Source organism: Micromonospora sp. WMMD1076, from assembly GCF_029581475.1.
In the GTDB taxonomy this organism is placed as follows: domain Bacteria; phylum Actinomycetota; class Actinomycetes; order Mycobacteriales; family Micromonosporaceae; genus Micromonospora; species Micromonospora aurantiaca.
Genome location: NZ_CP120862.1, coordinates 1,480,278 through 1,499,827, shown reverse-complemented (window position 1 = coordinate 1,499,827; position 19,550 = coordinate 1,480,278). Strand labels below are relative to the sequence as shown.

Sequence of the window (19,550 nt, the reverse complement as noted above, 5' to 3'; positions counted from 1 at the left end):
GTCCACGGTAGGCCAGCCCACCGACAACCTCGGTCAGGGCAGGCGGCCCTGCTCGACCAGCCGGGCGAACTTCTTCAGCGCCTGGGTGAGGCTGAACTTCGAGCCGGGCCAGAGCACCGGCCACGCGACCCGGCCCGCCGGCCCGCCCGGCAGGTGGAACCACTCGTGCCAGACCACCTGCGTGCGGTCGCGGTCCATCGGGGTGCAGCGCAGCACGCCGGGGCCGCGCAGCAGCTTGCCGCAGTGCACCACACCGACCTCGTACGGCGCGTCGACCCGGACCACACGCATCTCGTCGCGGAGCACGGCCGGACCGAGCGTGGTGACCGCCTCGACCAGGCTGCCCTCGCCGCCGTCGCCCTCGACCACCCGGACCCGGGTCAGCGGGATCCAGTCCGACTGCCGCTCCCACGCGGTGAGCGCGGCGAACACCCGGTCGGCCGGGGCCTCGACGATCACCGTGGCGGTGACCTCGGCGGCGCCCCGGCGGGACGCCTCGGTGAAGTCGTCGGCGGGGCGGCCGGGGCCGGTCACGCCGACTCCGAGCGGACCACCGAACCGCGCTCCCGGTCGTCGTCGGCCGGGCCGGCCGCGATCCCGTTCGCCGGGGAGACGGTGTCCTCGGTCGCCGCGGCGGCGGGGGCCTCCGCCACGCCCGCCTCGGCCGGGGCGCGGCCCGGCCGGCCGGCGGCGTCGGCGCGGCCCGGCCGCTCGTCGGCGTCGATCCGGGCCGGCTCCGGCGCGGACAGGTCGATCACCATCGGCTCGGGGGTGGACGGGCCGGGCGCCGGCTCGGTCTCGGGGCGGGTCGCGGCGGCCTCCTCGCGCGCCCGGCGCAGCGCGTCGGCGTCCTCGGTACGGCCGTCCCGCAGGGCCGCGTTCTCGGCCTCCAGGACGCCGATCAGCTCGGTCTTGTAGCCGATGTCGTACGCCGCCCGGCGCAGCGCCGCGTCGACCTGGCCCATCCGGTAGCCGCGCAGCGCCGTGTCGAAGCGGACGTCGGACACGTCCGACTCGTCGAGCGGACGGCTGCCGGGCAGGGGCACGGCCCGCCCGTCCGGCTCGGCCGGTGTGAGGCCCGGATCCCTGCCGGAGACGAGCACCGTCACCCCGAACACCACAGCCGCGACGGTCAGCGCGACGACCAAGAGGAGCAGAACCTCACCCATGCACAGATCGTGGCATGCGGGCCGGGATCGGGCGAGCCCTCCGGGACGTCCGGTCGGTAAATGCGTCCGGCGCACGGGACCGGCACGGGCGGCGCGGGCGCGACCGGATAGCGTCGGACCGGCCGGTGCGGTCCGGCGGCGAGGAGGTGGGCATGACCGGGGCGTTGCGGCTGGGCGGACGGACGTTCGGCCCCGGTGAGCTGGTGGTGATGGCGATCGTCAACCGCACCCCGGACTCGTTCTTCGACCGCGGTGCCACCTTCGCCCAGGACAGCGCGCTGCGCGCGGTGGAACGCGCGGTGGACGAGGGCGCCGAGATCATCGACATCGGCGGGGTGAAGGCCGGGCCGGGCGACGAGGTGGACGTGGCCGAGGAGATCCGCCGGACGGTGGACACCGTCGCGGCGGTCCGGTCCGCCTTCCCCGACGTGGTCGTCTCCATCGACACCTGGCGTGCCGAGGTGGCCGTGGAGGCGGTTGCGGCCGGCGCGGACCTGCTCAACGACACCTGGTCGGGTGCGGACCCGGCGCTGGCCCGGGTCGCCGCGGCGACCGGCGCCGGGCTGGTCTGCTCGCACGCGGGCGGGCTCGCCCCACGTACCCGGCCGCACCGGGCCGCCTTCGACGACGTGGTGGCCGACGTGGTCGGCACCGTGACCGGGCTGGCCGAACGCGCAATCGGGCTGGGTGTGCGCCGGGACGGCATCCTGATCGACCCGGCGCACGACTTCGGCAAGAACACCCGGCACTCGCTGGAGATCACCCGGCGGCTGGCGGAGCTGACCGACACCGGCTGGCCGCTGCTGGTGGCCCTGTCGAACAAGGACTTCATCGGCGAGACGCTCGACCTGCCGGTGCCCGAGCGGCTGGAGGGGACGCTCGCCGCCACGGCGGTGTCGGCCTGGCTCGGCGCCCGGGTGTTCCGCGCCCACCAGGTCCGCGAGACCCGCCGGGTGCTGGACATGGTGGCGTCGATCCGGGGCGACCGGCCGCCGGCGGTGACCCGCCGCGGGCTGGCCTAGCGGACCGGCCTGGCGGGCCGGGTCCGGTCCAGGGTCGGGCCGCCGGTCAGGTCCAGCGCAGGACGCCGCGCCGCCACGCGTAGAGGATGCCGAGCGCGACGATCGCCACGAAGACGCCCATCTCCACGACGGTGGTGGCGCCGAAGCCGGGGCGGTCGAAGACCAGCGCCCACGGGAACAGGAAGACCGCCTCGACCGCGAAGAGCACGTAGAGATACGCGTAGACGTAGTAGCGGATCTGCATCTGGGCCCAGTCGCCGCCGACCGGGTCGATACCGCACTCGTACGTGGCCCGCTTGCCCCACGGCTCGGCCGGCCGGCTCGGACGTAACACCCGGTTCGCCGAGAACGCCGTCACGAAGAAGAGCACGGCGGCGAGCAGCAGCAGACCGAGCGTGGCGTACGAGCCGAGATATCCGGTCACGACCGGAGCGTACCGGTCCCGTCCAGATGTCCCGGACACGTTACGAATTCGTTTCCTCGCAGGACTAGTGCTTGATGGCAAGTGTCGCCGAATAATGAGATCTCGTTGATCGTCCCGGAGGACAGATGACCCGCCCCCGCGTTGCGCCCGTTCGGCGGGTCGCGCTCCGCCGTACCCTCGCGCTGCTGGCGCCCGCGCTCGTCGCGGCGCTGGTGGCGGTGGCGCCGGCCGGGGCCGACGCCCACCCGGGGCCGGCCGCCGCGCTCCGGGTGATCGAGCCCGTGGAGCCGGGCGGCGATCCCGGCGGTGAGCCGACCGAGCCCGCGCCCACCGGCGAGCCGACGACCACGGCGACGGCCCCGCCGCCCACCGAGCCGCCGCCGCCTGCGACCACGCCCCCGGCGCCGGTCACCACCTCGCCGGCCCCGCCGCCGACGAGCGCGCCCGCCGAACCGGCGCCGACCACGGCCGCGCCGGCCACCACCGCACCGGCGCCCCCGCCGGTCGTGCCGCCGGTCAAGACCCCGCCGCCACCACCGGCGCAGCCGGCCGGCGGCCCTCTGGGAGTACGCGTGACCACCGAGGACGTGGTCCTCACGCCGGACTACTGGAACGCCGACGCCACGGTGGCCACGCTGCGGGTGACTGTGACAAACACCGGCGGGCGGGCGGAGCGGATCAGCCTCGGCTACACGCTGCCGCCGGGGCTGACCGACGCGGGCACTCCTGGTTGCGAGCCGGCCGGCGACGGCAACCACCGCTGCGTCGGGTGGGACGCCGAGCCGGGTGCCCGGTTCAGCGCGACCATCCGGGTCCGGGTCGACGGCGACGCCTGGCGGACCATGCCGCTGGCCGGATCGGTCCAGGTCACCGCCGTCGCGCCCGGTGTGACCGGGGCGGCGTACGACGACGAGGGCTTCGCGGTGCTGTTCCCGCCCGGGCCGCCGGTACCCGGCATCTCGCTGCGCGCCGACGAGGTGCTGTTCGACATCAGCGGTGCGCCCAGCACGCTCACCGTCCGGCTGGGCAACACCGGCAAGGTCGACGCGGCGGGCCGGATCGAGGTGCTCCTGCCCGAAGGGGTGACCGTGGCCGGCCCCGAGAGCGGCTGCGCCCCGGTGTCGGCCGACCGGACCCGCTGCGAACTGGGCACACTGGCGGCCGGGCGGACCGCGACCGTACGGCTGACGCTGGCGGCCTCGGCTGAGGCGCAGCGGCGGGCGCCCCTGTCCGGCGCGGTGATCGGCCGGCTCGACCCGCGTAGCGGGCGCGACCGGCAGGTGCAGATGAGCTTCCGGATCAGCGCGGCGGCGGCGGACGCCGTCCCGCCCGGCGGGGCGCCGGCCCCGACCGGCTCGCAGGGCGTGCTCGTGGCCGCCGGCGAACGGGACGGCGACGACACCTCGGTCCGGGGGACCGCCATCGCGTTGATCGCCGTGTCCGGTCTCCTGGTCGTGCTCGCGCTGACTCTGGCGACCCGTTCGCTGCGCCGCCGCAGCGACATCACAGTGCCGGAGCGTCCGATCACCGACCGGTGATCATGGATATGCGGTGATCTGGGTTACGGGCCCAGGTACTAAACGCTGCAAAGCAGGGCATACAGCGGCCCGGTCCAGTCCCATACGTCGGACCTCGACCAAGGTGGCCCTAACGTGGCGACGTAGGCTCTGACGTGAGAATCGGAGCGGGCCGGGCCGGCGAGGGCGACGGCGCTCAGTTAAGCGAGGTGCGGGTGTGACCAAGCAGATCCGTCAGCTGGACCGGGTGGTCATCCGGTTCGCCGGTGACTCCGGCGACGGCATGCAGCTCACCGGCGACCGGTTCACCTCGGAGACGGCGCAACTGGGCAACGACATCTCCACGTTGCCCAACTTCCCCGCCGAGATCCGCGCTCCCGCCGGCACCCTGCCCGGCGTGTCGAGCTTCCAGGTGCACTTCGCCGACTACGACATCCTGACCCCGGGTGACGCGCCGAACGTGCTGGTGGCGATGAACCCGGCCGCGTTGAAGGCCAACCTGGCCGACCTGCCGCGCGGTGCGGACATCATCGTCAACACCGACGAGTTCACCCGGCGCAACCTGGCCAAGGTCGGCTACGCGACCAGCCCGCTCGACGACGACTCGCTCGCCGGGTACGCGGTGCACCCGGTGGCGCTCACCTCGATGACGATCGGGGCGCTGGCCGAGCACGACGTGTCCAAGAAGGACGCCGAGCGGGCCAAGAACATGTTCGCGCTCGGGCTGCTGAGCTGGATGTACTCCCGCCCGTACGAGTCCACGCTGCGCTTCCTGGAGCGCAAGTTCGCGGCCCGCCCCGAGCTGGTGGCGGCGAACGTGGCAGCGTTCCGGGCCGGCTGGAACTTCGGCGAGACCACCGAGGACTTCTCCGTCCGGTACGAGGTCAAGCCGGCCAAGATGCTGCCGGGCACCTACCGGAACATCACCGGCAACGCGGCGCTGTCGCTGGGCCTGGTGGCCGCCGGGGTGCGCTCCGGGCTGCCGGTGTTCCTCGGCGCGTACCCGATCACGCCGGCCTCGGACATCCTGCACGAGCTGAGCAAGCACAAGAAGTTCGGCGTGGTCACCATGCAGGCCGAGGACGAGATCGCCGCGGTCGGCGCGGCGCTCGGCGCGTCGTACGGCGGCTCGCTCGGCGTGACCACCACGAGCGGTCCGGGCGTGGCGCTCAAGAGCGAGACGATCTCCCTGGCGGTGGCGCTGGAACTGCCGCTGGTCATCGTCGACGTGCAGCGGGCCGGTCCGTCCACCGGCATGCCCACCAAGACCGAGCAGGCCGACCTGAACATGGCCCTGTACGGCCGGCACGGCGAGGCGCCGGTCGCGGTGATCGCGCCGAAGTCGCCGTCGGACTGCTTCCACGCGGCGCTGGAGGCGGCCCGGATCGCGCTCACCTACCGCACGCCGGTGATCCTGCTGTCGGACAACTACGTCGCCAACGGCTCCGAGCCGTGGCTGCTGCCCGACGTGGAGTCGCTGCCCGACCTGCGGGTCGAGTTCGCCACGAAGCCCAACGGCGAGGACGGCACCACCTTCCTGCCGTACCTGCGTGATCCGCAGACGCTGGCCCGCCCGTGGGCGGTGCCCGGCACGGCCGGGCTGGAGCACCGGATCGGCGGCCTGGAGAAGGCCGACAAGACCGGCGACATCTCGTACGACCCGGCCAACCACGACTTCATGGTGCGGACCCGGGCGGCCCGCATCGAGACCATCCCGGTGCCCGACGTCGAGGTGGAGGATCCGGACGGCGACGCCCGGGTGCTGGTGCTGGGCTGGGGCTCGACGTACGGGCCGATCGGCGCCGCCTGCCGTGGCCTGCGTCAGCGCGGGCTCTCGGTGGCCCAGGCCCACCTTCGGCACCTGGCCCCGATGCCGGCGAACCTCGGCGAGGTGCTGGGCCGCTACGACAGGGTGGTCGTACCGGAGATGAACCTCGGCCAGCTCGCCCACATGATCCGGGCGAAGTACCTGGTCGACGCGATCGGCTACAACCAGGTCCGCGGCCTGCCGTTCACGGCCGCCGAGCTGGAGACGATGCTGGAAGAGGTCCTGAAGAATGCCTGAGCCCGTCGCCCTCAAGCTCACCGCCAAGGACTTCAAGTCCGACCAGGAGGTGCGCTGGTGCCCCGGTTGCGGTGACTACGCCATCCTGGCGGCCGTACAGGGCTTCATGCCGGAGCTGAACATCCCCCGGGAGAACATCGTCTTCGTCTCGGGCATCGGCTGCTCGTCGCGCTTCCCGTACTACATGAACACGTACGGGATGCACTCGATCCACGGCCGCGCCCCGGCGATCGCCACCGGCCTGTCCGTGTCCCGGCCGGACCTGTCGGTCTGGGTGGTCACCGGTGACGGCGACGCGCTCTCCATCGGCGGCAACCATTTGATCCACGCGCTGCGCCGCAACGTGAACCTCAAGATCCTGCTGTTCAACAACCGGATCTACGGCCTCACCAAGGGCCAGTACTCGCCCACCTCCGAGGTCGGCAAGATCACCAAGTCGACGCCGGTCGGCTCGGCGGACGCCCCGTTCAACCCGCTGTCGCTGGCGCTCGGCGCCGAGGCCACGTTCGTGGCCCGGACGATCGACTCGGACCGCAAGCACCTCCAGTCGGTGCTGCGGGCCGCCGCCCAGCACGAGGGTTCGGCGTTCGTGGAGATCTACCAGAACTGCAACATCTTCAACGACGGCGCGTTCGACCCGCTGAAGGAGCCGGCCACCCGGGACGACTTCCTGATCCGGCTGGAGCACGGGCAGCCGATCACGTTCGGCAGGGACGGGCAGTTCTGCGTCGTCCACCCGCCCGGTGGTTTCGGGCTGGAGGTCCGGGAGACCGCGAACACGCCGGCCGAGGAGATCGTCGTGCACGACGCGGGCGTGGCCGACCCGGCGTACGCGTTCGCGCTGTCCCGGCTGCCCGGCCTGGACCTGAGCAACACCCCGATCGGGGTGTTCCGGTCGGTGGACCGTCCCTCCTACGACAGCGTGGTGCAGGAGCAGGTCGCGGCCGCCAAGGCCACCGTCGACCAGACCCCGGAGCAGCAGCTCTCCGCGCTGCTCGGCAGCGGCGACACCTGGACGATCCTCTGATCCGCCGCTGACCCGTCCCGCGAAAGGGCGGGCCGTTCCCCCGCGGAACGGCCCGCCCTTCTGCGTGTGACGGCGGCCCGGTCAGGCGGCCGCCGAGGCGGGCACCCACAGCTCATCGACGGCCCGCTCGGCCGCGGCGAGGCTCTGCTCGAACAGCGGGACCAGCTCGGCCATCGCCGGGTTGACCGGGGCCAGGGTCAGCTCGGCGCAGATGAACAGCGGCTCCAGCCCGGTCCGGGACAGGCCGTGCGGCAGCCACGGCTCGGCGTGGTCCCAGCCCTCCCGCGGGGTGCCCGCGCCGTACCCGCCGCCGCGGCTGACCAGGACGACGAACTGGCGGCCACCGAGCAGCCCGGCGTTCGTCACCGGGTCGTACGCGATGCCGGGGGCGATCAGGTGGTCGACCCACGACTTCACGCTGCTGGGCGGGCCGTAGTTGTAGAGCGGGAGCCCGAGCAGGACCGTGTCGGCCCGCTTCACCTCGGCCACGACCTCCTCGGTCAGCCGCCAGGACGCCTGCTGCTCGGGCGTGTGCTGATCCGGCGGTACGGCACGCGCGAGGCCGGTCGCGGTGTCCAGGTGCGGCAGCGGGTTCTGACCCAGGTCGCGGTAGGTGACGGTGCCGTCCGGATGGGCGGCGCGCCACGCGCCGGCGGCGCGGGCGGTGAGCCGCCGGCTGATCGACCGCTCCCCGGTGATGCTCGAGTCGATGTGCAACAGGTGCGTCATTTCTTCCTCCTCCATCGATCGTTCGTGCAGGGCCAACCATTTATAGCAGGCCGATGTTCCTCGGGGCGCGTAAACTGGGTCACATGTCCGCCGCACCGGTCGAGGAGTCCGAGCGCCGCTCCGGGCCCCTGCTCGATCACCTGGCCCGGCGGATGCGGCTGCGCTCGGAGTCGGTGCTGGCCCCGCTGGGCCTGCGCCCCCGCCACCTGGTGGCGCTCACCGTGCTGCGCGACTCCGGCGGCATCAGCCAGCAGGCGCTCGCCGGCACGCTGCAGATCGACAGCACGAACGTGGTCGGGCTGCTGAACGACCTGGAGTCGGACGGCCTGGCCGAGCGCCGCCGCTCCCCGGAGGACCGCCGCCGGCACGAGGTACGCCTCACCGAGGCGGGCACGAAGCGACTGCGCGAGGCGGAGTGCGCGCTCGCCGGGGCGGAGGAGGAGGTCCTCGGCGCGCTGGCTCCGGGCGAGCGGGACCTGCTCTACGACCTGCTGCGACGGGCCACCCAGGGCCGGTCGTCGACATGCGGCGAAGTGATCGCGGAGGGCGGCCCGGGCGCCTGCTGACCGCGGGCGCCCGGCGGGGCGAGGGTCAGATCGCGGTGGTGGCCTGCGGCCGGTCGTCCCGGACGTGGACGAGCATGTCGCCGGTCTCGATCACCGCGCCCGCGCGGTCGTTGAGCGTGACCACCTTCCCCCGGCGGACCAGCGCGATGACCAGCGACTCCAGCTCACGCGGTGAGCGGCCCACCTCGTCGCGCTCGGCCGACCGCATGGCCAGTGCCATGCCCTGCCCCGGGGTGAGCAGGTCCTCCACCACGTCGATCAAGGGCGGGGCCGAGGTGGACAGGCCGAGCAGCCGCCCGGCCGTGGCCGACGAGACGATCACGTGGTGCGCGCCGCTCTGCTTGAGCAGCGGCGCGTTCTCCGCCTCCCGCACCGCCGCGATGATGCGCACCTGACCGGCGGTGAGCTGCCGGACCGTGAGCGCCACCAGCACCGACGCGTCGTCGCTGTCGGTCGCGATGATGACCGACTTCGCGGTACGCACGTGCGCCTGCTCCAGCACCGACGAGCGGGTCGCCGAGCCCTCGATCGTCACCAGCCCGTTGGAGGTGGCCTGCCGCAGCGCCGGCCCGCTCCGCTCGACCACCACGATCTTGGCCTTGTCCGTGCCGTTCTCCAGCAGGGCGGAGACCGCGCTGCGGCCCTTGGTGCCGTAGCCGCAGATGATGACGTGGTCCTTCACGGTTCTCCTCCACCGCGACAGGCGAAGGCCGGTGCGGTACTGCTCGGTCAGGACTTCCAGGGTGGTGCCGACCAGGATGATCAGGAACAGCACCCGGGCGGGGGTGATGAACAGGACGTTCGCCAGCCGCGCCGACGAACTGACCGGGGTGATGTCGCCGTACCCAGTGGTGGAGAGCGAGACCACCACGTAGTAGAAGCAGTCGAGCAGGCTCAGGCCGCTCTCGTCCACGTCGCGGTAGCCCTCACGGTCCAGCCAGACCACCGCCACGGTGGCGAAGACCAGGCCGAGGGCGGCGAGCAGGCGCAGACTCAGCGCGCTCAGCGGCCCCCGCCGTTGCGCGGGAAAATGGATCACCGTCGGTCCTGCTCCGCCACCTGCACGCCCTCAAGATAGCGGTTACGCCGCGAGCCGGCTGGCTGGGCCGGGCGCCCGCCCTCCTGGCCTCGTCCGGCGTTGATCCACACCTGCCCGGTCGATACTTCGGGGCCGACCGGGCAGGTGCCGGGCGCGTGGACGGGGCATGATGGGGACGTCCGGGACGGCGACCGCGAGGAGGCCGGCATGTCGTTGCTGCGACGCGTGATCGGCGGGGTGCTCCGGCGCATCCGCCTGCGTCAGGGCCGCACGCTGCGCGAGGTGGCCCTGGCCGCCGGCGTCTCCCTGCCCTATCTCTCCGAGGTCGAACGCGGACGCAAGGAGGCCTCCTCCGAGGTGCTGGCCGCGATCTGCCGCGCGCTCGGGATCCACCTCGCCGATCTGCTCGAAGAGGCACGCGACGAGCTGCGCCGGGAGCGTCCGACCCCGGTCGGCCCCGGCGTCTCGGCGGCCCGCTTCGACCGGGTGCCGGTCGCCCGCACCGGGCCGCAGCTTCGGGTCGGCCCGCCGCGGCTGTCCGTCACGCGCCGCCCGGCCGTGTCGCCCCGGCCGCCCGTGACCCGCCGGCCCGCCGTCTCGCTCCGGCCACACGTCGGCCGCCGCCCGGTCACCGCCACGCCACTGCTGGGCGGCGTGCTGCGGCCCGTGGACCTCGGACCGGCGCCGCTCGGACCGGCGTTCGACGCGGCCACGCCGATCGGGTTCGCCGGCGGCATCCGGATCTGGCCGGCTCCCTCCGCCCCGGCCGTCCGCCCCCGTCCGCGTACCTCCGTCACCGTCGCCCGGCGGCGGGCCCGTGCCGGCCGGCGGCGGCCGGTCGCCGCGTAGCTTCTGCCCAGGGCGAATCTGCCGCCGGCAGAAAGCCTGGGCCGCGTGGGTGCGCCCGGCGGACGCTGGAGACCGCCGGGTTCCCGGGCGGTCCCCGCCCACCGGCGTACGGAGGTGGGCGGCGATGGGTGGCATCTGGATGCTCGACGAGGGGCAGCCGGCGTTCGGCGACCGGGTCTTCGAACGGCTGCTGAAGGAGCGGATCATCTTCCTCGGCACCGAGGTCACCGACGCGTCGGCCAACCAGATATGCGCGCAGATCCTGCTCCTCGCGGCCGAGGACGCCGAGCGCGACATCTTCCTCTACATCAACTCGCCGGGCGGCTCGGTCAGCGCCGGCATGGCCGTCTACGACACCATGCGGTACGTCAAGAACGACGTGGCGACGCTGGCGCTCGGGATGGCCGGCTCGATGGGCCAGTTCCTGCTCTGCGCCGGGGCGGCGGGCAAGCGGTTCGCGCTGCCGCACTCGCGGATCATGATGCACCAGCCCTCCGGCGGGATGGGCGGCACCGCCGCGGACATCACCATCCAGGCCGAGAACATGCTGCACGTGAAGCGCACCATGCAGGAGCTGATCGCCCGGCACAGCGGACGGACGCTGGAGGAGATCCAGCGCGACTGGGACCGCGACCGCTGGTTCACCGCCGAGCAGGCCCGCGAGTACGGCCTCGTCGACCAGGTGCTCACCCGCGTCGACCAGCTCGCGGCGTGAGCGGGCGCGGCCCGGCCGGTCCCGCACCGGCCGGGCCGCCCTCGCGGTCAGGGATAGGTGACCACGGTGCTGGTGCCGTACGACCCGACGACAGGCGTGCCGGCCTCGTTGATCGTGCGCTCGATGCCGCCGCTGCCGTCCAGGAACACGGTGATCGCGTCGTGGAACCGCACCCCGGCCCGGCGCGGCGCCTCGATCCCCCGGTCGCAGCGGATGTCCACGCCCTGGTTGAAGTACGAGTACACGCCGAGCCCCCACGCCTCGTGCGTGCGGACGTGGTCGGCCACCTTGTACGACGCCCAGCCGTTGCCGGTCGGGCTGCGCCAGGCCGCCTGGCTCGGCGGGTCGTAGGGCAGCTCGCTCTGGTAGAACACGGTCCGGCCGCGCTCGCCGTTCCAGATCGTCTGCCAGCGCTGGTAGTGCTCGACGAACAGCCCGTACGCGGTCACGTCGTCGCCGTTGACGACCACGCCGGTGGCAGCGGTGTTCACGGTCCAGCCGATCGTGCCGGCCCGGCCGTGGTCGCCACGCCAGGCCCAGATGTTGTCGATGAGCGTGTGCCGGCTGTGCACCACCAGGCTCGTCACCGCCCGCCCGGCGTACGGGCCGCCGATGCGGAAGAAGACGTCCTGGAGCGAGATCGGGTTCGTGGCGTGCGACCGGTGGCAGTGCCGCGTGCCGACCTCGACCAGCACCGGCGACTCGACCGGCCCGGCGTCCACGAGCACCCCGGCGATGCGGACCCCGTCCACGTCCTCGATCCGCAGCGCCGCGTCCCCCCGGTCCGGCACCAGGCTGGGCATCCCGAGGCCGAGCACGACGGTGCCCGGACGGCGTACCCGCAGGGCCCGGTCCAGGTGATAGACGCCGGGGGTGAGCAGCAGGTGCCGGCCCCGGGCCAGTTCGGCGTTGATGCGCCTGGCCGAGTCGGTGGGCCGGGCCAGGTAGAACGCGGACAGCGGCAGCGACGGCACCGGCGCGCCACCGGCGGCCCAGGTGGTGCCGGCGGTGTCACGGCGCAGGCGCGGTACGGCGACCCGCCAGGCCCCGCGAGCGTCGACGAACAGGTACGGCTTCTCCCGGGTGACCGGGCTGGTCGGCAGCGTGGTGTACGGCGGGTCGGGGAAGCCCTGCGCGGGCGCGCCGAGCACACCGGAGAAGACCTGGTTCCACACGCCGTTGGTCCACTCGCCGCCGAGTTCGCTGTCCCGGGTGAGCCACTGCTGCTGGGAGCCGTTGATGGTGATGCCGTCCACCTTGGAGTCGGCGATGTAGCCGCCGCTGGAGTAGCCGCCGTTGCCGGGTTCCAGCCACAGCACGCCCTTGACGTGCACCCGCCGCATCGGTGACGCCTGCGAGACGGCCCATTGGTTCGACCAGTCCGTCGGGGTGACGGCGAGGTTCTCCGCCGAGCGCCAGAAGTTGGTGAGCGCGGAGATGCCGGCGGGCGAGTTCGGATCCGGCTGCCCGACCACCCGGACCGCGCCGTGGATCTCCACGTCGTCCGGGTGCGCGCCGAGACCGGCGACAGTCGTGTAGTAGCCGAGCCGGGCGTCCACCTCGTAGCGGCCGGGCTTGAACAGCACGGCGTACCTGTCGAAGCCCATCTCGTTGCGTTCCTGGGCGGTGAACAGCCGGTCCAGCGTGGACTGGATCTCATCGACCGGCGTGCTGGGGTCGTACACGAAGACGTTCGGGCCGAAGTCGGGCTCGCGGGCGGGGCGCGCGGCCGGGGAGGCGGCGGCGCCGGCCGGGAGGCCGAGGGCGGTGAGCGAGGCCGCGGAGGCGGTGAGCGTGAGGAAACGGCGGCGGGAGGGGTCGGGTGATCGCATCTGCCTGCCTGTTCGGTGATGGGACGGGAGAGCGCTCTCTCGGCTGTTCCTACCTCATCACCGTCGATACCGCCAGAGCCCGCCGGTTCCGGAACCGGCGGGCTCTGGGTCGGGCTGTACTCAGGCGCGCTCGGCGCGCTGCTTCACCAGGTCGTCGACGAGCTTCTCGACGTAGTCGGCGGTCTCCTCCCAGCGGGTGACGGCGACGCAGCGGATGCCCATCGCCTTGACCGGGTAGTCGTTGCCACCCACGTCCAGGCGGTCACCCACGAAGAGCACGTTGTCGATCTTCAGGTCCAGGTGCTCCAGCAGCTTCCGCATGCCGTACGCCTTGTCCACGCCCTTGCGAGTGACGTCGATCGACGTCGAGCCGCCACCACGCACCTCCAGGTCGGGCAGCTTCGCCGCTACCGCGTCCCGCAGCCGCCGCTTCTTGTCGCCGTCCGGGTCCCAGCCGTACTTCTCGGCCGGCGGGGCCGACTGCCCCAGCGCGGAGAACGTGATCTGGCTGCCCCGGTCCTCGATGATGTCGCCCCAGGTCTTCGCCTCCCACAGGCCCAGCGCCTGCGCCGACTCGGTGAGCGCGGTGACGACCCGGGCCTTGTCGGCCTCGGTCAGATCCTCCGCGTAGACCTGCCGCCAGCCCCCGTCGGACCAGCGGTAGTAGCGGGTGCCGCAGGTCGGCATCAGGTGCAGCCGGTCGCGCTGCTCCTCGGTGAGGTCGAGGTGGGCGAGCACCTGCGACTGGAACTGCTCGAACCGGCCACCGGAGATGACCAGTACGTCCACCTCGGTGAGCAGGTGGCCGAGCAACTCCGCCATCCGACGATCGATCTGGGACTTGGAAATCGCCAGGGTGTCGTCGAGATCGAACGCCACCACTCGAAGATCGTTCACGAATACCTCATGTCGTCGCGGACAGGCCAGGACCTGCCAGGGTACCGACGGGTCCTGGCACCGGCCTGAGCGCCCGGCGGGTGACACGCCCCCTCGACGGAGCGTAACCCGGCAGGTCTCCGGGCGGCCCCGCTTCCCGCTCCCGGCGTCAGCACTCCCCCGTTGACGGGATCGCCGGCCGTCGATAGCGTTCGGCTGATAATTACTTTCATCGATGGAGGCGTGCCGGTGAGATTCCTTCGAATACGCGGAGGGCTCGTCACCCTCGCCGCAGCCGCCCTGGCAGCCACCACGGTGGCGATCGTGCCGGCTGCCGCCGCGCCCGCCGACGACATGTCCACGCTGGCGAGCTCCTCCACCTTCCCGCTGGCCGACCCGGACACCCTGCTGGCGAAGGACGGCTCGTACGTCACCTACGGCACCACAGTCGGCGCCGGGACCGGCGCGCGCTGCGGCGCGACCGGCAGGCTGTACGTACCGGTCCTCGTCCACGGCTCCGGCAACAGCGTGGGCATGGCGAACTGCGCGTCGTACGACGCCCTGCCGTCCGGCCCGGGCGCGTGGGCCGAGCCCGGCGGCGCGGTCTGGGCCCCCGGCGTCGCCCGCTTCGGCAGCCGGTTCTTCATGTTCTACACCGCCTCCCGCAAGGGCACCGGCCAGAAGTGCATCGGACGCGCCGTCTCCGACAGCGCCCGCGGCCCCTTCCAGAACCAGGGCGAGTGGGCCTGCCCGGACGCCGGCCGGTGGGCACTCGACGCCAACCCCTTCGTGGCCGGCGGGAACCTGTACGTGACCTACCGGGACGATGCCATCGCCTCCGGCGCCGAGACCGGCATCTCCACCGTCCGCACGGACGGCGAGGGCCGCGCGATCTGGGACACCCGCCGGGACATGCTTAAGAGCACCGACATCACCTGGGACACCGCCAAGACCAGCGGCGGTACGCACGTGGTGGAGAACCCGTCGATGTGGAAGGCCGCCGACGGGGACTGGTACCTCATGTACTCGGGCAACAACTGGGACAGCGCCCGCTACGCCACCGGCATCGCCCGCTGCGGCGCCACTCCCCTGCCCGGCTCCCGGTGCACTCCCATCCGGGAAGGCGTGTCGAGGCCCTTCTTCGGCTACACCGGCAGCGCCGGGCTCAATCCGATCCGGGGCCTGCCCGGCAACCACCAGGGCCCCGGCGGGATGGACGTGTTCGCCGCCGCCGACGGCAGCGAGCGCGTGGTGTGGCACTGGTGGAACGGCTCCACCCGCTTCCCGATGACCGGCGTCCTGACCCGCCCCTCCACCGGCTTCCTCGTGTCGTAGTCGGCGCGCCCGCGGACACGGCTGCTCACCATGCGCTTCGGCGCAGTCACGCTGGGTTGAAATGCTTCACGGAAAATTGCATTTGGCAAGAGATGGCACCGAAATTTTCTCGATGCGATGCATCTGCTTGTCAGGTACCCGACAGTGAATTACCCACTCTTGTGCTAGCTGTCCGCCGGGAGGATGCTCGAACGGTCGAACGGCACTGCGTCGCCTCACACAGAGGGCGGCGCCCGGCTGCCACCGGACGCCGCGTTCGACTCCACCGCTGCAACGGAAGGAGTCACGTTGACTGTAATCCCTCACGGGTCAGACTTCGAGACACCAGAGGACGAGGACGAAACCGTTGCCGAGCCGACCGACCGGCACCGGCTCATCCTGGCGTACATCAAGACGCTCAGTCCGATCATCGCCGCCGTCGTCGCCTGCATCGGGACACTGGTGGCAGCGCTGGTCCGCTGACCCGCCGGCCCCGCGCTCCGGCTCCGGCCGGACGTGGGGCCGTCCCGTCCGTCCGGAAAGGTCTGGCCGGACGCGGGGCCTCCCGCGCTGAACGGTCTGGCACACTGCGGCGATGCCGACGTTTGATCGACTCTTCGCCGAACATGTCGGCACCGGCCTGGCCCGCCAGATGGCGCTGGCCGACCTGCTCGGCGAGCGTGACTGGCAGCTCGACGTGCCCGACGGCATCGTGACGTTCGGGACCGACCTGCGGTACCGCGTCCAGCTCCTCGGCACCGAGAGCCACGACGACGGCACCTGGCTGTGGGCCTGGGCCAACGAGGCCGCCAACCTCCCACCGCCGTTGCTGCATCTGGCCGGCTGGCTTCGCGAGTACGGGCACCGCCAAGGGGTCGCCGAACTCACCGAACCCACGTTCCCGCTCCAGCGCGCCGACGGAAACCGCCTCGCCCTACTGGCGTCCGGCCTGACCGGCCGCTACTACCGCGGGCCGTACGACGGCGGCGCGGTCTTCTTCCACCTCGACGACGCCCCACCGCAGATCACCGCGCCGGTCCGGCCGGAGCGGGTGCTGACCGTACTGACGCAGGTGCTTCAGTCCTTCCCGGTGGAACACCGCGTGGCCGTCGAGTCGTTCCTGCACCAGCAGGGGTGGCGGCTGGATCGGGCGCCGATCTCGGTGACGGCGCAGGATCGGGGCGGGTCCGTTCTGCGTGTCGACTTCGACGCGATGGGTCGCGTCAGCAACCTGTCGGGAACGGTCAGCCCGTAGGCGGAATGTGGTGCACCCAACCTGTCAGCATACGAACCCTCAAGCGGTGATTGAGGGCCCCGAACTGGCCGTCGCGGCGACGCATGCAAAGGTTCGCCGTGATGGCTATCGCAAGTAGCCGTCGGGAGCGCGGCAACCAGTTCGTCTACGACGAAGATCATGCTGCGTACCGGGCGATTTCTGAAGTCGCTCGTGTTTGCCGTGCCGATAAGGTCGCCGTCGATGACCCGCGAGTTCGCCCATGCCGAGGCTCGGTCGACGTGCGGGAGGCGACAAGCTTGGGAGTGGTTTTCATCCGGGTGGAGAATGGGTCGTCGCGTCCTGGCCATAGCGTGGAGAAGCTGCCAGGTAGTACGGCCGACCAGCATGACGCAGCCTTCGAGTGTCCTGCCGAGCCGGAGCTTGTCGCCGTGCGACGGTCTCGGGGCCGTGTCGGAAGGCCCAGCCGCCCCTGTCGGCGTGCCGCCGGGTCCGTCTGGATCGACACGGCCGCCATCAACGGTGAAGACCTGCAGGGCAGCTTGAAAGCCCCACGGCGCGGCCACCGCAGAGCTTCGCACCGCCGTGGCATGCTTGGCCTCCCGCGAGGGGATGGTCCGCGGTCTGTCGCATAGCCTGCCCGCAGGATTGGAGTGCTTCGTGACAACAGCACAGATACAGCTATGGGACGACAACCCCAGCACCCTCGATCTGCTGGGATTCGACGCCGTTGTTCAGCCCGTGCTCGCGGCGCTGGAGCAACCCGATCTCGACCCGCTGACAATCTCGGTGCAGAGCCCGTGGGGCGGCGGGAAGTCAACGGTTTTGGAGCTGCTCTACCTTCAGCTCAAGGACCAGAAGCGTTACGTCGTGGTTCGAACCAGTCCCTGGGAGTACGACGACCACGACGACGTGCGCGGCACGCTGATCACGGAGGTCCTGGCCGGCATCGAGGCCAGCGTTAAGGACAACGCGGCCTTGAAAGACAAGGTCAAGCAGAAGGTCACCGACCTCGCGCGGCGAATCAGCTGGGGACGAGTAGCGCACGCCCTCGCCAAGGGCGCGATCACCATGCAATGGAACTACGACGAGATGATCAAGGCGTTCACGCCCAAGGACGCCGCGTCACCGGACTCGATGGCCGGGTTCCGCGGCTCCTACAAGGAGCTGCTCGACCTGATTCCGCAGGCCGAACGCGTCATCGTCCTCGTTGACGACCTCGACCGGTGCCTGCCCGACGCGGTCACGGCCACGTTGGAAGCCATCAAGCTGTTTCTGTCGGTCAAGAAGATGGTTTTTGTCCTTGCGGCCGACCAAGAAATGATTCGTGAAGCGATCGCGGCAAGCCTCGGCGCCAGCAACCGCAGCGAACGATTCGCGCAGCGATACCTCGAGAAAATCGTGCAGCTTCCCATCGCCCTGCCGCGGCTCGCCCCGGCAGACGCAGAGGCATACATCGGACTCCTGCTCGCCGGACGCAAGCGGCCCGACGACGCGGCGCTGGAAGCATTGGCTGCGCATGTCACGAGCCGGCGCAACTGCGGCAGCAGCCCCCTGCTCGCCGACTTTGCACAGCTCGCCTGGGCGCCCCTTGACAGTGACCTCACGCTCGCCGCTCAGCTCGCCCAAGGTCTGCGGGCCGACCGCCTGGCCAATCCACGGCAGATCAAACGCTTCCTCAACGCCTACGGCGTTCGGCAGTCCATCGCCAGCTCCCGTGGAGTCAGCGTGCCCGCCGACGTCTTGGTCAAGATGCTGCTCCTGGAAGACCAGCACCGGTCCTCGTTCGAGACCCTCGCCGCAACACCCGCCCTCGAACGGGCCACGCTGCTACAGAGTTGGCAGGAGTGGGCCCACGGCACCACCGATGCCCCGGACCAGCCACCAGCGGGAATCGCCGTCGAGACCAAACATTGGGCTGACTCGCCGCCCTCGCTCACTGGTGTGGAGCTGGGCAACTACCTCACCTTGGCGGCCAGCCTGCTTGATGTGACCACCGGAACCCAGGTCAGCGACGCCACGGTCGCGCTCGTACGGCGACTTCTGTCCGAGAGCCAGGCCGACCGCGAAGCGGCAGCCGAGGCACTCGGCCAGCGTCCCGCCGATGAGCAGCGCGCCGCCCTCACACTGCTATTCACCGAGGCTAGGCGCAGCGACGACGCCACTACCATCGTGGCCGGCGCATGCCTGTGGGCCCAGCAGTCAACCGACCTGGCAGAGGTTATCGCAGCCGGGATTCGGGAGGACTGCTGGGGCCAGCGCCTTACCTCGGGCGCCGTCGTGGATCTCTTCAGCTCGTCGATCCCCGCTTTGCAGCAGCTCGTACGCGATGCAGCCCAGGACGGAACATTGGACCCAGCGACTCGCCAGGCCGCTGAGGAGGAGATCGGCGCATCCGGTGGGCACTAGCGGGTCCTATGGCGGCAGCAACGCCAAGCGCTGGCGCGATTTCCGCAAAGCGTGGAACGGCCTCAATACAGGCGACGGGTCGCCGCCGACCCCGCCGAAGCCACCACCTGACGCTCCGCCACCTCCTGACACGCAGCCACCACCGGATCTTGGTCCTCCGCCCAACCCAGGGCTTGACCTTCTCGGTGAGGCACTGCTCAACGGGCTTGGCCGCGATGACCGACTCAGCCGTAGTCCAGACGCTCCCACGCTTTCGCTGTCGTCGCTGCTCGCCCGCCGCCCAGGGGCGGGCGGAGGCGGCGGAACCGCCGGTGGCGCTGCCACCGGAACGACCGGAAGTCCAGGTCGCGCAGGCGCGCGCTCGTCACGCCAGGTCATCAATGGGGCGGGGCGTGGAGGTGCGGCTCTCGGCGCCGCCTACGCGCTGCGAGCCCGGGACGGTGCAGCGCTCGCTGACTACGGTCTCTCGCTGGCCGAGTTGGACGGGCTTGGCCCGCGAGGACAGGCAGTCAAGATCGTTGCGCTGATTCTCGGTGACGACGGACATCCCGACGAAGCTGCGCTACGGCAAGCCGCTACGCAGCAGGTGAAGCGAATCCTGGGCGAAGGAACGGAAGTACCTCCGGCAGATGCTATCCGAGGCCTTGTCGGAGAACTGATCTTTCGACTCGGCCTGACTGAACTCAAAGACCAGATCAACGCCGGAACCCTCGACGGCAAACAGGCCGCCGTGCGAGAACGCTCCTTGCGAGGTTGGATCGCG

The 19,550-nt window shown here is 71.5% G+C and carries 19 protein-coding genes; 11 read left to right on the top strand and 8 right to left on the bottom strand.

Going from position 1 to position 19,550, the window contains the following annotated elements; all coding sequences use genetic code 11:
- Positions 1-33: 33 nt before the first annotated feature.
- The gene (locus tag O7622_RS07415; protein ID WP_282312527.1) at positions 34-534 is read right to left on the bottom strand and encodes an SRPBCC family protein; all 501 of its coding nucleotides are present in this window, start codon (positions 532-534) and stop codon (positions 34-36) included.
- The gene (locus O7622_RS07410; protein WP_282312525.1) at positions 531-1,169 is read right to left on the bottom strand and encodes a DivIVA domain-containing protein; all 639 of its coding nucleotides are present in this window, start codon (positions 1,167-1,169) and stop codon (positions 531-533) included. Before O7622_RS07410 ends, O7622_RS07415 begins: the two co-directional genes overlap by 4 nt.
- Positions 1,170-1,321: 152 nt before the next feature.
- Between O7622_RS07410 and folP the strand changes: the two genes are divergently transcribed.
- On the top strand, positions 1,322-2,191 hold the full coding sequence (gene folP / locus O7622_RS07405; protein WP_282312523.1) for a dihydropteroate synthase: 870 nt from the start codon (positions 1,322-1,324) through the stop codon (positions 2,189-2,191).
- 46 nt (positions 2,192-2,237) lie between these two features.
- Here the strand turns inward: folP and O7622_RS07400 are convergent, their stop codons facing one another.
- Positions 2,238-2,615: an NADH-quinone oxidoreductase subunit A gene (locus O7622_RS07400; RefSeq protein WP_030501070.1), complete on the bottom strand. Its 378-nt coding sequence runs from the start codon at positions 2,613-2,615 to the stop codon at positions 2,238-2,240.
- A gap of 125 nt (positions 2,616-2,740) precedes the next feature.
- On the opposite strand from O7622_RS07400, the gene O7622_RS07395 reads away from it, so the two are divergent.
- The 3 genes from O7622_RS07395 to O7622_RS07385 all read left to right on the top strand — a co-directional run bounded on the left by O7622_RS07395 (position 2,741) and on the right by O7622_RS07385 (position 7,224).
- Positions 2,741-4,153 carry a hypothetical protein gene (locus O7622_RS07395; protein ID WP_282312522.1) on the top strand — a complete coding sequence of 471 codons (1,413 nt, stop codon included), beginning with the start codon at positions 2,741-2,743 and terminating at the stop codon, positions 4,151-4,153.
- Between the two features lie 196 nt (positions 4,154-4,349).
- Complete coding sequence (locus O7622_RS07390; protein ID WP_282312520.1) at positions 4,350-6,197, top strand: 2-oxoacid:acceptor oxidoreductase subunit alpha; 1,848 nt, start codon at positions 4,350-4,352, stop codon at positions 6,195-6,197.
- Complete coding sequence (locus tag O7622_RS07385; protein WP_282312519.1) at positions 6,190-7,224, top strand: 2-oxoacid:ferredoxin oxidoreductase subunit beta; 1,035 nt, start codon at positions 6,190-6,192, stop codon at positions 7,222-7,224. Before O7622_RS07390 ends, O7622_RS07385 begins: the two co-directional genes overlap by 8 nt.
- Positions 7,225-7,305: 81 nt before the next feature.
- Here the strand turns inward: O7622_RS07385 and O7622_RS07380 are convergent, their stop codons facing one another.
- Entirely contained in the window at positions 7,306-7,953 is a 648-nt protein-coding gene (locus O7622_RS07380; protein WP_282312518.1) for an NAD(P)H-dependent oxidoreductase, read from the bottom strand.
- Positions 7,954-8,036: 83 nt separating this feature from the next.
- Between O7622_RS07380 and O7622_RS07375 the strand changes: the two genes are divergently transcribed.
- The gene (locus tag O7622_RS07375; protein WP_282312517.1) at positions 8,037-8,519 is read left to right on the top strand and encodes a MarR family winged helix-turn-helix transcriptional regulator; all 483 of its coding nucleotides are present in this window, start codon (positions 8,037-8,039) and stop codon (positions 8,517-8,519) included.
- 25 nt (positions 8,520-8,544) lie between these two features.
- Here O7622_RS07375 and O7622_RS07370 read toward each other — a convergent pair whose 3' ends face one another.
- A complete protein-coding gene (locus O7622_RS07370) occupies positions 8,545-9,558 on the bottom strand; it encodes a potassium channel family protein (protein WP_282312516.1) in 1,014 nt (337 codons plus the stop codon).
- 207 nt (positions 9,559-9,765) lie between these two features.
- Here O7622_RS07370 and O7622_RS07365 point away from each other — a divergent pair, with 207 nt between their 5' ends.
- Positions 9,766-10,407, top strand: coding sequence for a helix-turn-helix transcriptional regulator (locus tag O7622_RS07365; protein WP_282312515.1), 642 nt, complete (start codon positions 9,766-9,768; stop codon positions 10,405-10,407).
- A 124-nt stretch (positions 10,408-10,531) separates the two neighbouring features.
- Entirely contained in the window at positions 10,532-11,122 is a 591-nt protein-coding gene (locus tag O7622_RS07360) for an ATP-dependent Clp protease proteolytic subunit (RefSeq protein ID WP_018788935.1), read from the top strand.
- Between the two features lie 47 nt (positions 11,123-11,169).
- On the opposite strand, the gene O7622_RS07355 is transcribed toward O7622_RS07360, so the two are convergent.
- Both O7622_RS07355 and O7622_RS07350 read right to left on the bottom strand, forming a co-directional pair.
- On the bottom strand, positions 11,170-12,954 hold the full coding sequence (locus O7622_RS07355) for an adenylyl cyclase (protein WP_282312514.1): 1,785 nt from the start codon (positions 12,952-12,954) through the stop codon (positions 11,170-11,172).
- 120 nt (positions 12,955-13,074) lie between these two features.
- Complete coding sequence (locus tag O7622_RS07350; protein WP_282312513.1) at positions 13,075-13,851, bottom strand: HAD-IIB family hydrolase; 777 nt, start codon at positions 13,849-13,851, stop codon at positions 13,075-13,077.
- 228 nt (positions 13,852-14,079) lie between these two features.
- Here O7622_RS07350 and O7622_RS07345 point away from each other — a divergent pair, with 228 nt between their 5' ends.
- The 4 genes from O7622_RS07345 (at position 14,080) to O7622_RS07330 (ending at position 18,787) form a co-directional block, all read left to right on the top strand.
- Positions 14,080-15,165 carry a family 43 glycosylhydrolase gene (locus tag O7622_RS07345; RefSeq protein WP_282312512.1) on the top strand — a complete coding sequence of 362 codons (1,086 nt, stop codon included), beginning with the start codon at positions 14,080-14,082 and terminating at the stop codon, positions 15,163-15,165.
- A gap of 288 nt (positions 15,166-15,453) precedes the next feature.
- A complete protein-coding gene (locus O7622_RS07340) occupies positions 15,454-15,627 on the top strand; it encodes a hypothetical protein (RefSeq protein ID WP_013283846.1) in 174 nt (57 codons plus the stop codon).
- Between the two features lie 112 nt (positions 15,628-15,739).
- Positions 15,740-16,399 (top strand): DUF6882 domain-containing protein, encoded by a 660-nt coding sequence (locus O7622_RS07335; protein ID WP_282312511.1) that lies wholly within the window; start codon positions 15,740-15,742, stop codon positions 16,397-16,399.
- A 639-nt stretch (positions 16,400-17,038) separates the two neighbouring features.
- Complete coding sequence (locus O7622_RS07330; protein ID WP_282312510.1) at positions 17,039-18,787, top strand: P-loop NTPase fold protein; 1,749 nt, start codon at positions 17,039-17,041, stop codon at positions 18,785-18,787.
- Positions 18,788-19,151: 364 nt separating this feature from the next.
- Here the strand turns inward: O7622_RS07330 and O7622_RS07325 are convergent, their stop codons facing one another.
- On the bottom strand, positions 19,152-19,334 hold the full coding sequence (locus O7622_RS07325; protein ID WP_282312509.1) for a hypothetical protein: 183 nt from the start codon (positions 19,332-19,334) through the stop codon (positions 19,152-19,154).
- Between the last annotated feature and the right edge of the window lie 216 nt (positions 19,335-19,550).

Excerpts from the sequence above, each read along its gene's own strand:
- O7622_RS07395 (WP_282312522.1), top strand. The coding sequence starts at position 2,741 with ATGACCCGCCCCCGCGTTGCGCCCGTTCGGCGGGTCGCGCTCCGCCGT.
- O7622_RS07325 (WP_282312509.1), bottom strand. The coding sequence starts at position 19,334 with ATGTCCGTCGTCACCGAGAATCAGCGCAACGATCTTGACTGCCTGTCC.
- O7622_RS07410 (WP_282312525.1), bottom strand. The coding sequence starts at position 1,169 with ATGGGTGAGGTTCTGCTCCTCTTGGTCGTCGCGCTGACCGTCGCGGCT.
- O7622_RS07365 (WP_282312515.1), top strand. The coding sequence starts at position 9,766 with ATGTCGTTGCTGCGACGCGTGATCGGCGGGGTGCTCCGGCGCATCCGC.
- O7622_RS07335 (WP_282312511.1), top strand. The coding sequence starts at position 15,740 with ATGCCGACGTTTGATCGACTCTTCGCCGAACATGTCGGCACCGGCCTG.
- O7622_RS07355 (WP_282312514.1), bottom strand. The coding sequence starts at position 12,954 with ATGCGATCACCCGACCCCTCCCGCCGCCGTTTCCTCACGCTCACCGCC.
- folP (WP_282312523.1), top strand. The coding sequence starts at position 1,322 with ATGACCGGGGCGTTGCGGCTGGGCGGACGGACGTTCGGCCCCGGTGAG.
- O7622_RS07380 (WP_282312518.1), bottom strand. The coding sequence starts at position 7,953 with ATGACGCACCTGTTGCACATCGACTCGAGCATCACCGGGGAGCGGTCG.
- O7622_RS07385 (WP_282312519.1), top strand. The coding sequence starts at position 6,190 with ATGCCTGAGCCCGTCGCCCTCAAGCTCACCGCCAAGGACTTCAAGTCC.
- O7622_RS07360 (WP_018788935.1), top strand. The coding sequence starts at position 10,532 with ATGGGTGGCATCTGGATGCTCGACGAGGGGCAGCCGGCGTTCGGCGAC.
- O7622_RS07375 (WP_282312517.1), top strand. The coding sequence starts at position 8,037 with ATGTCCGCCGCACCGGTCGAGGAGTCCGAGCGCCGCTCCGGGCCCCTG.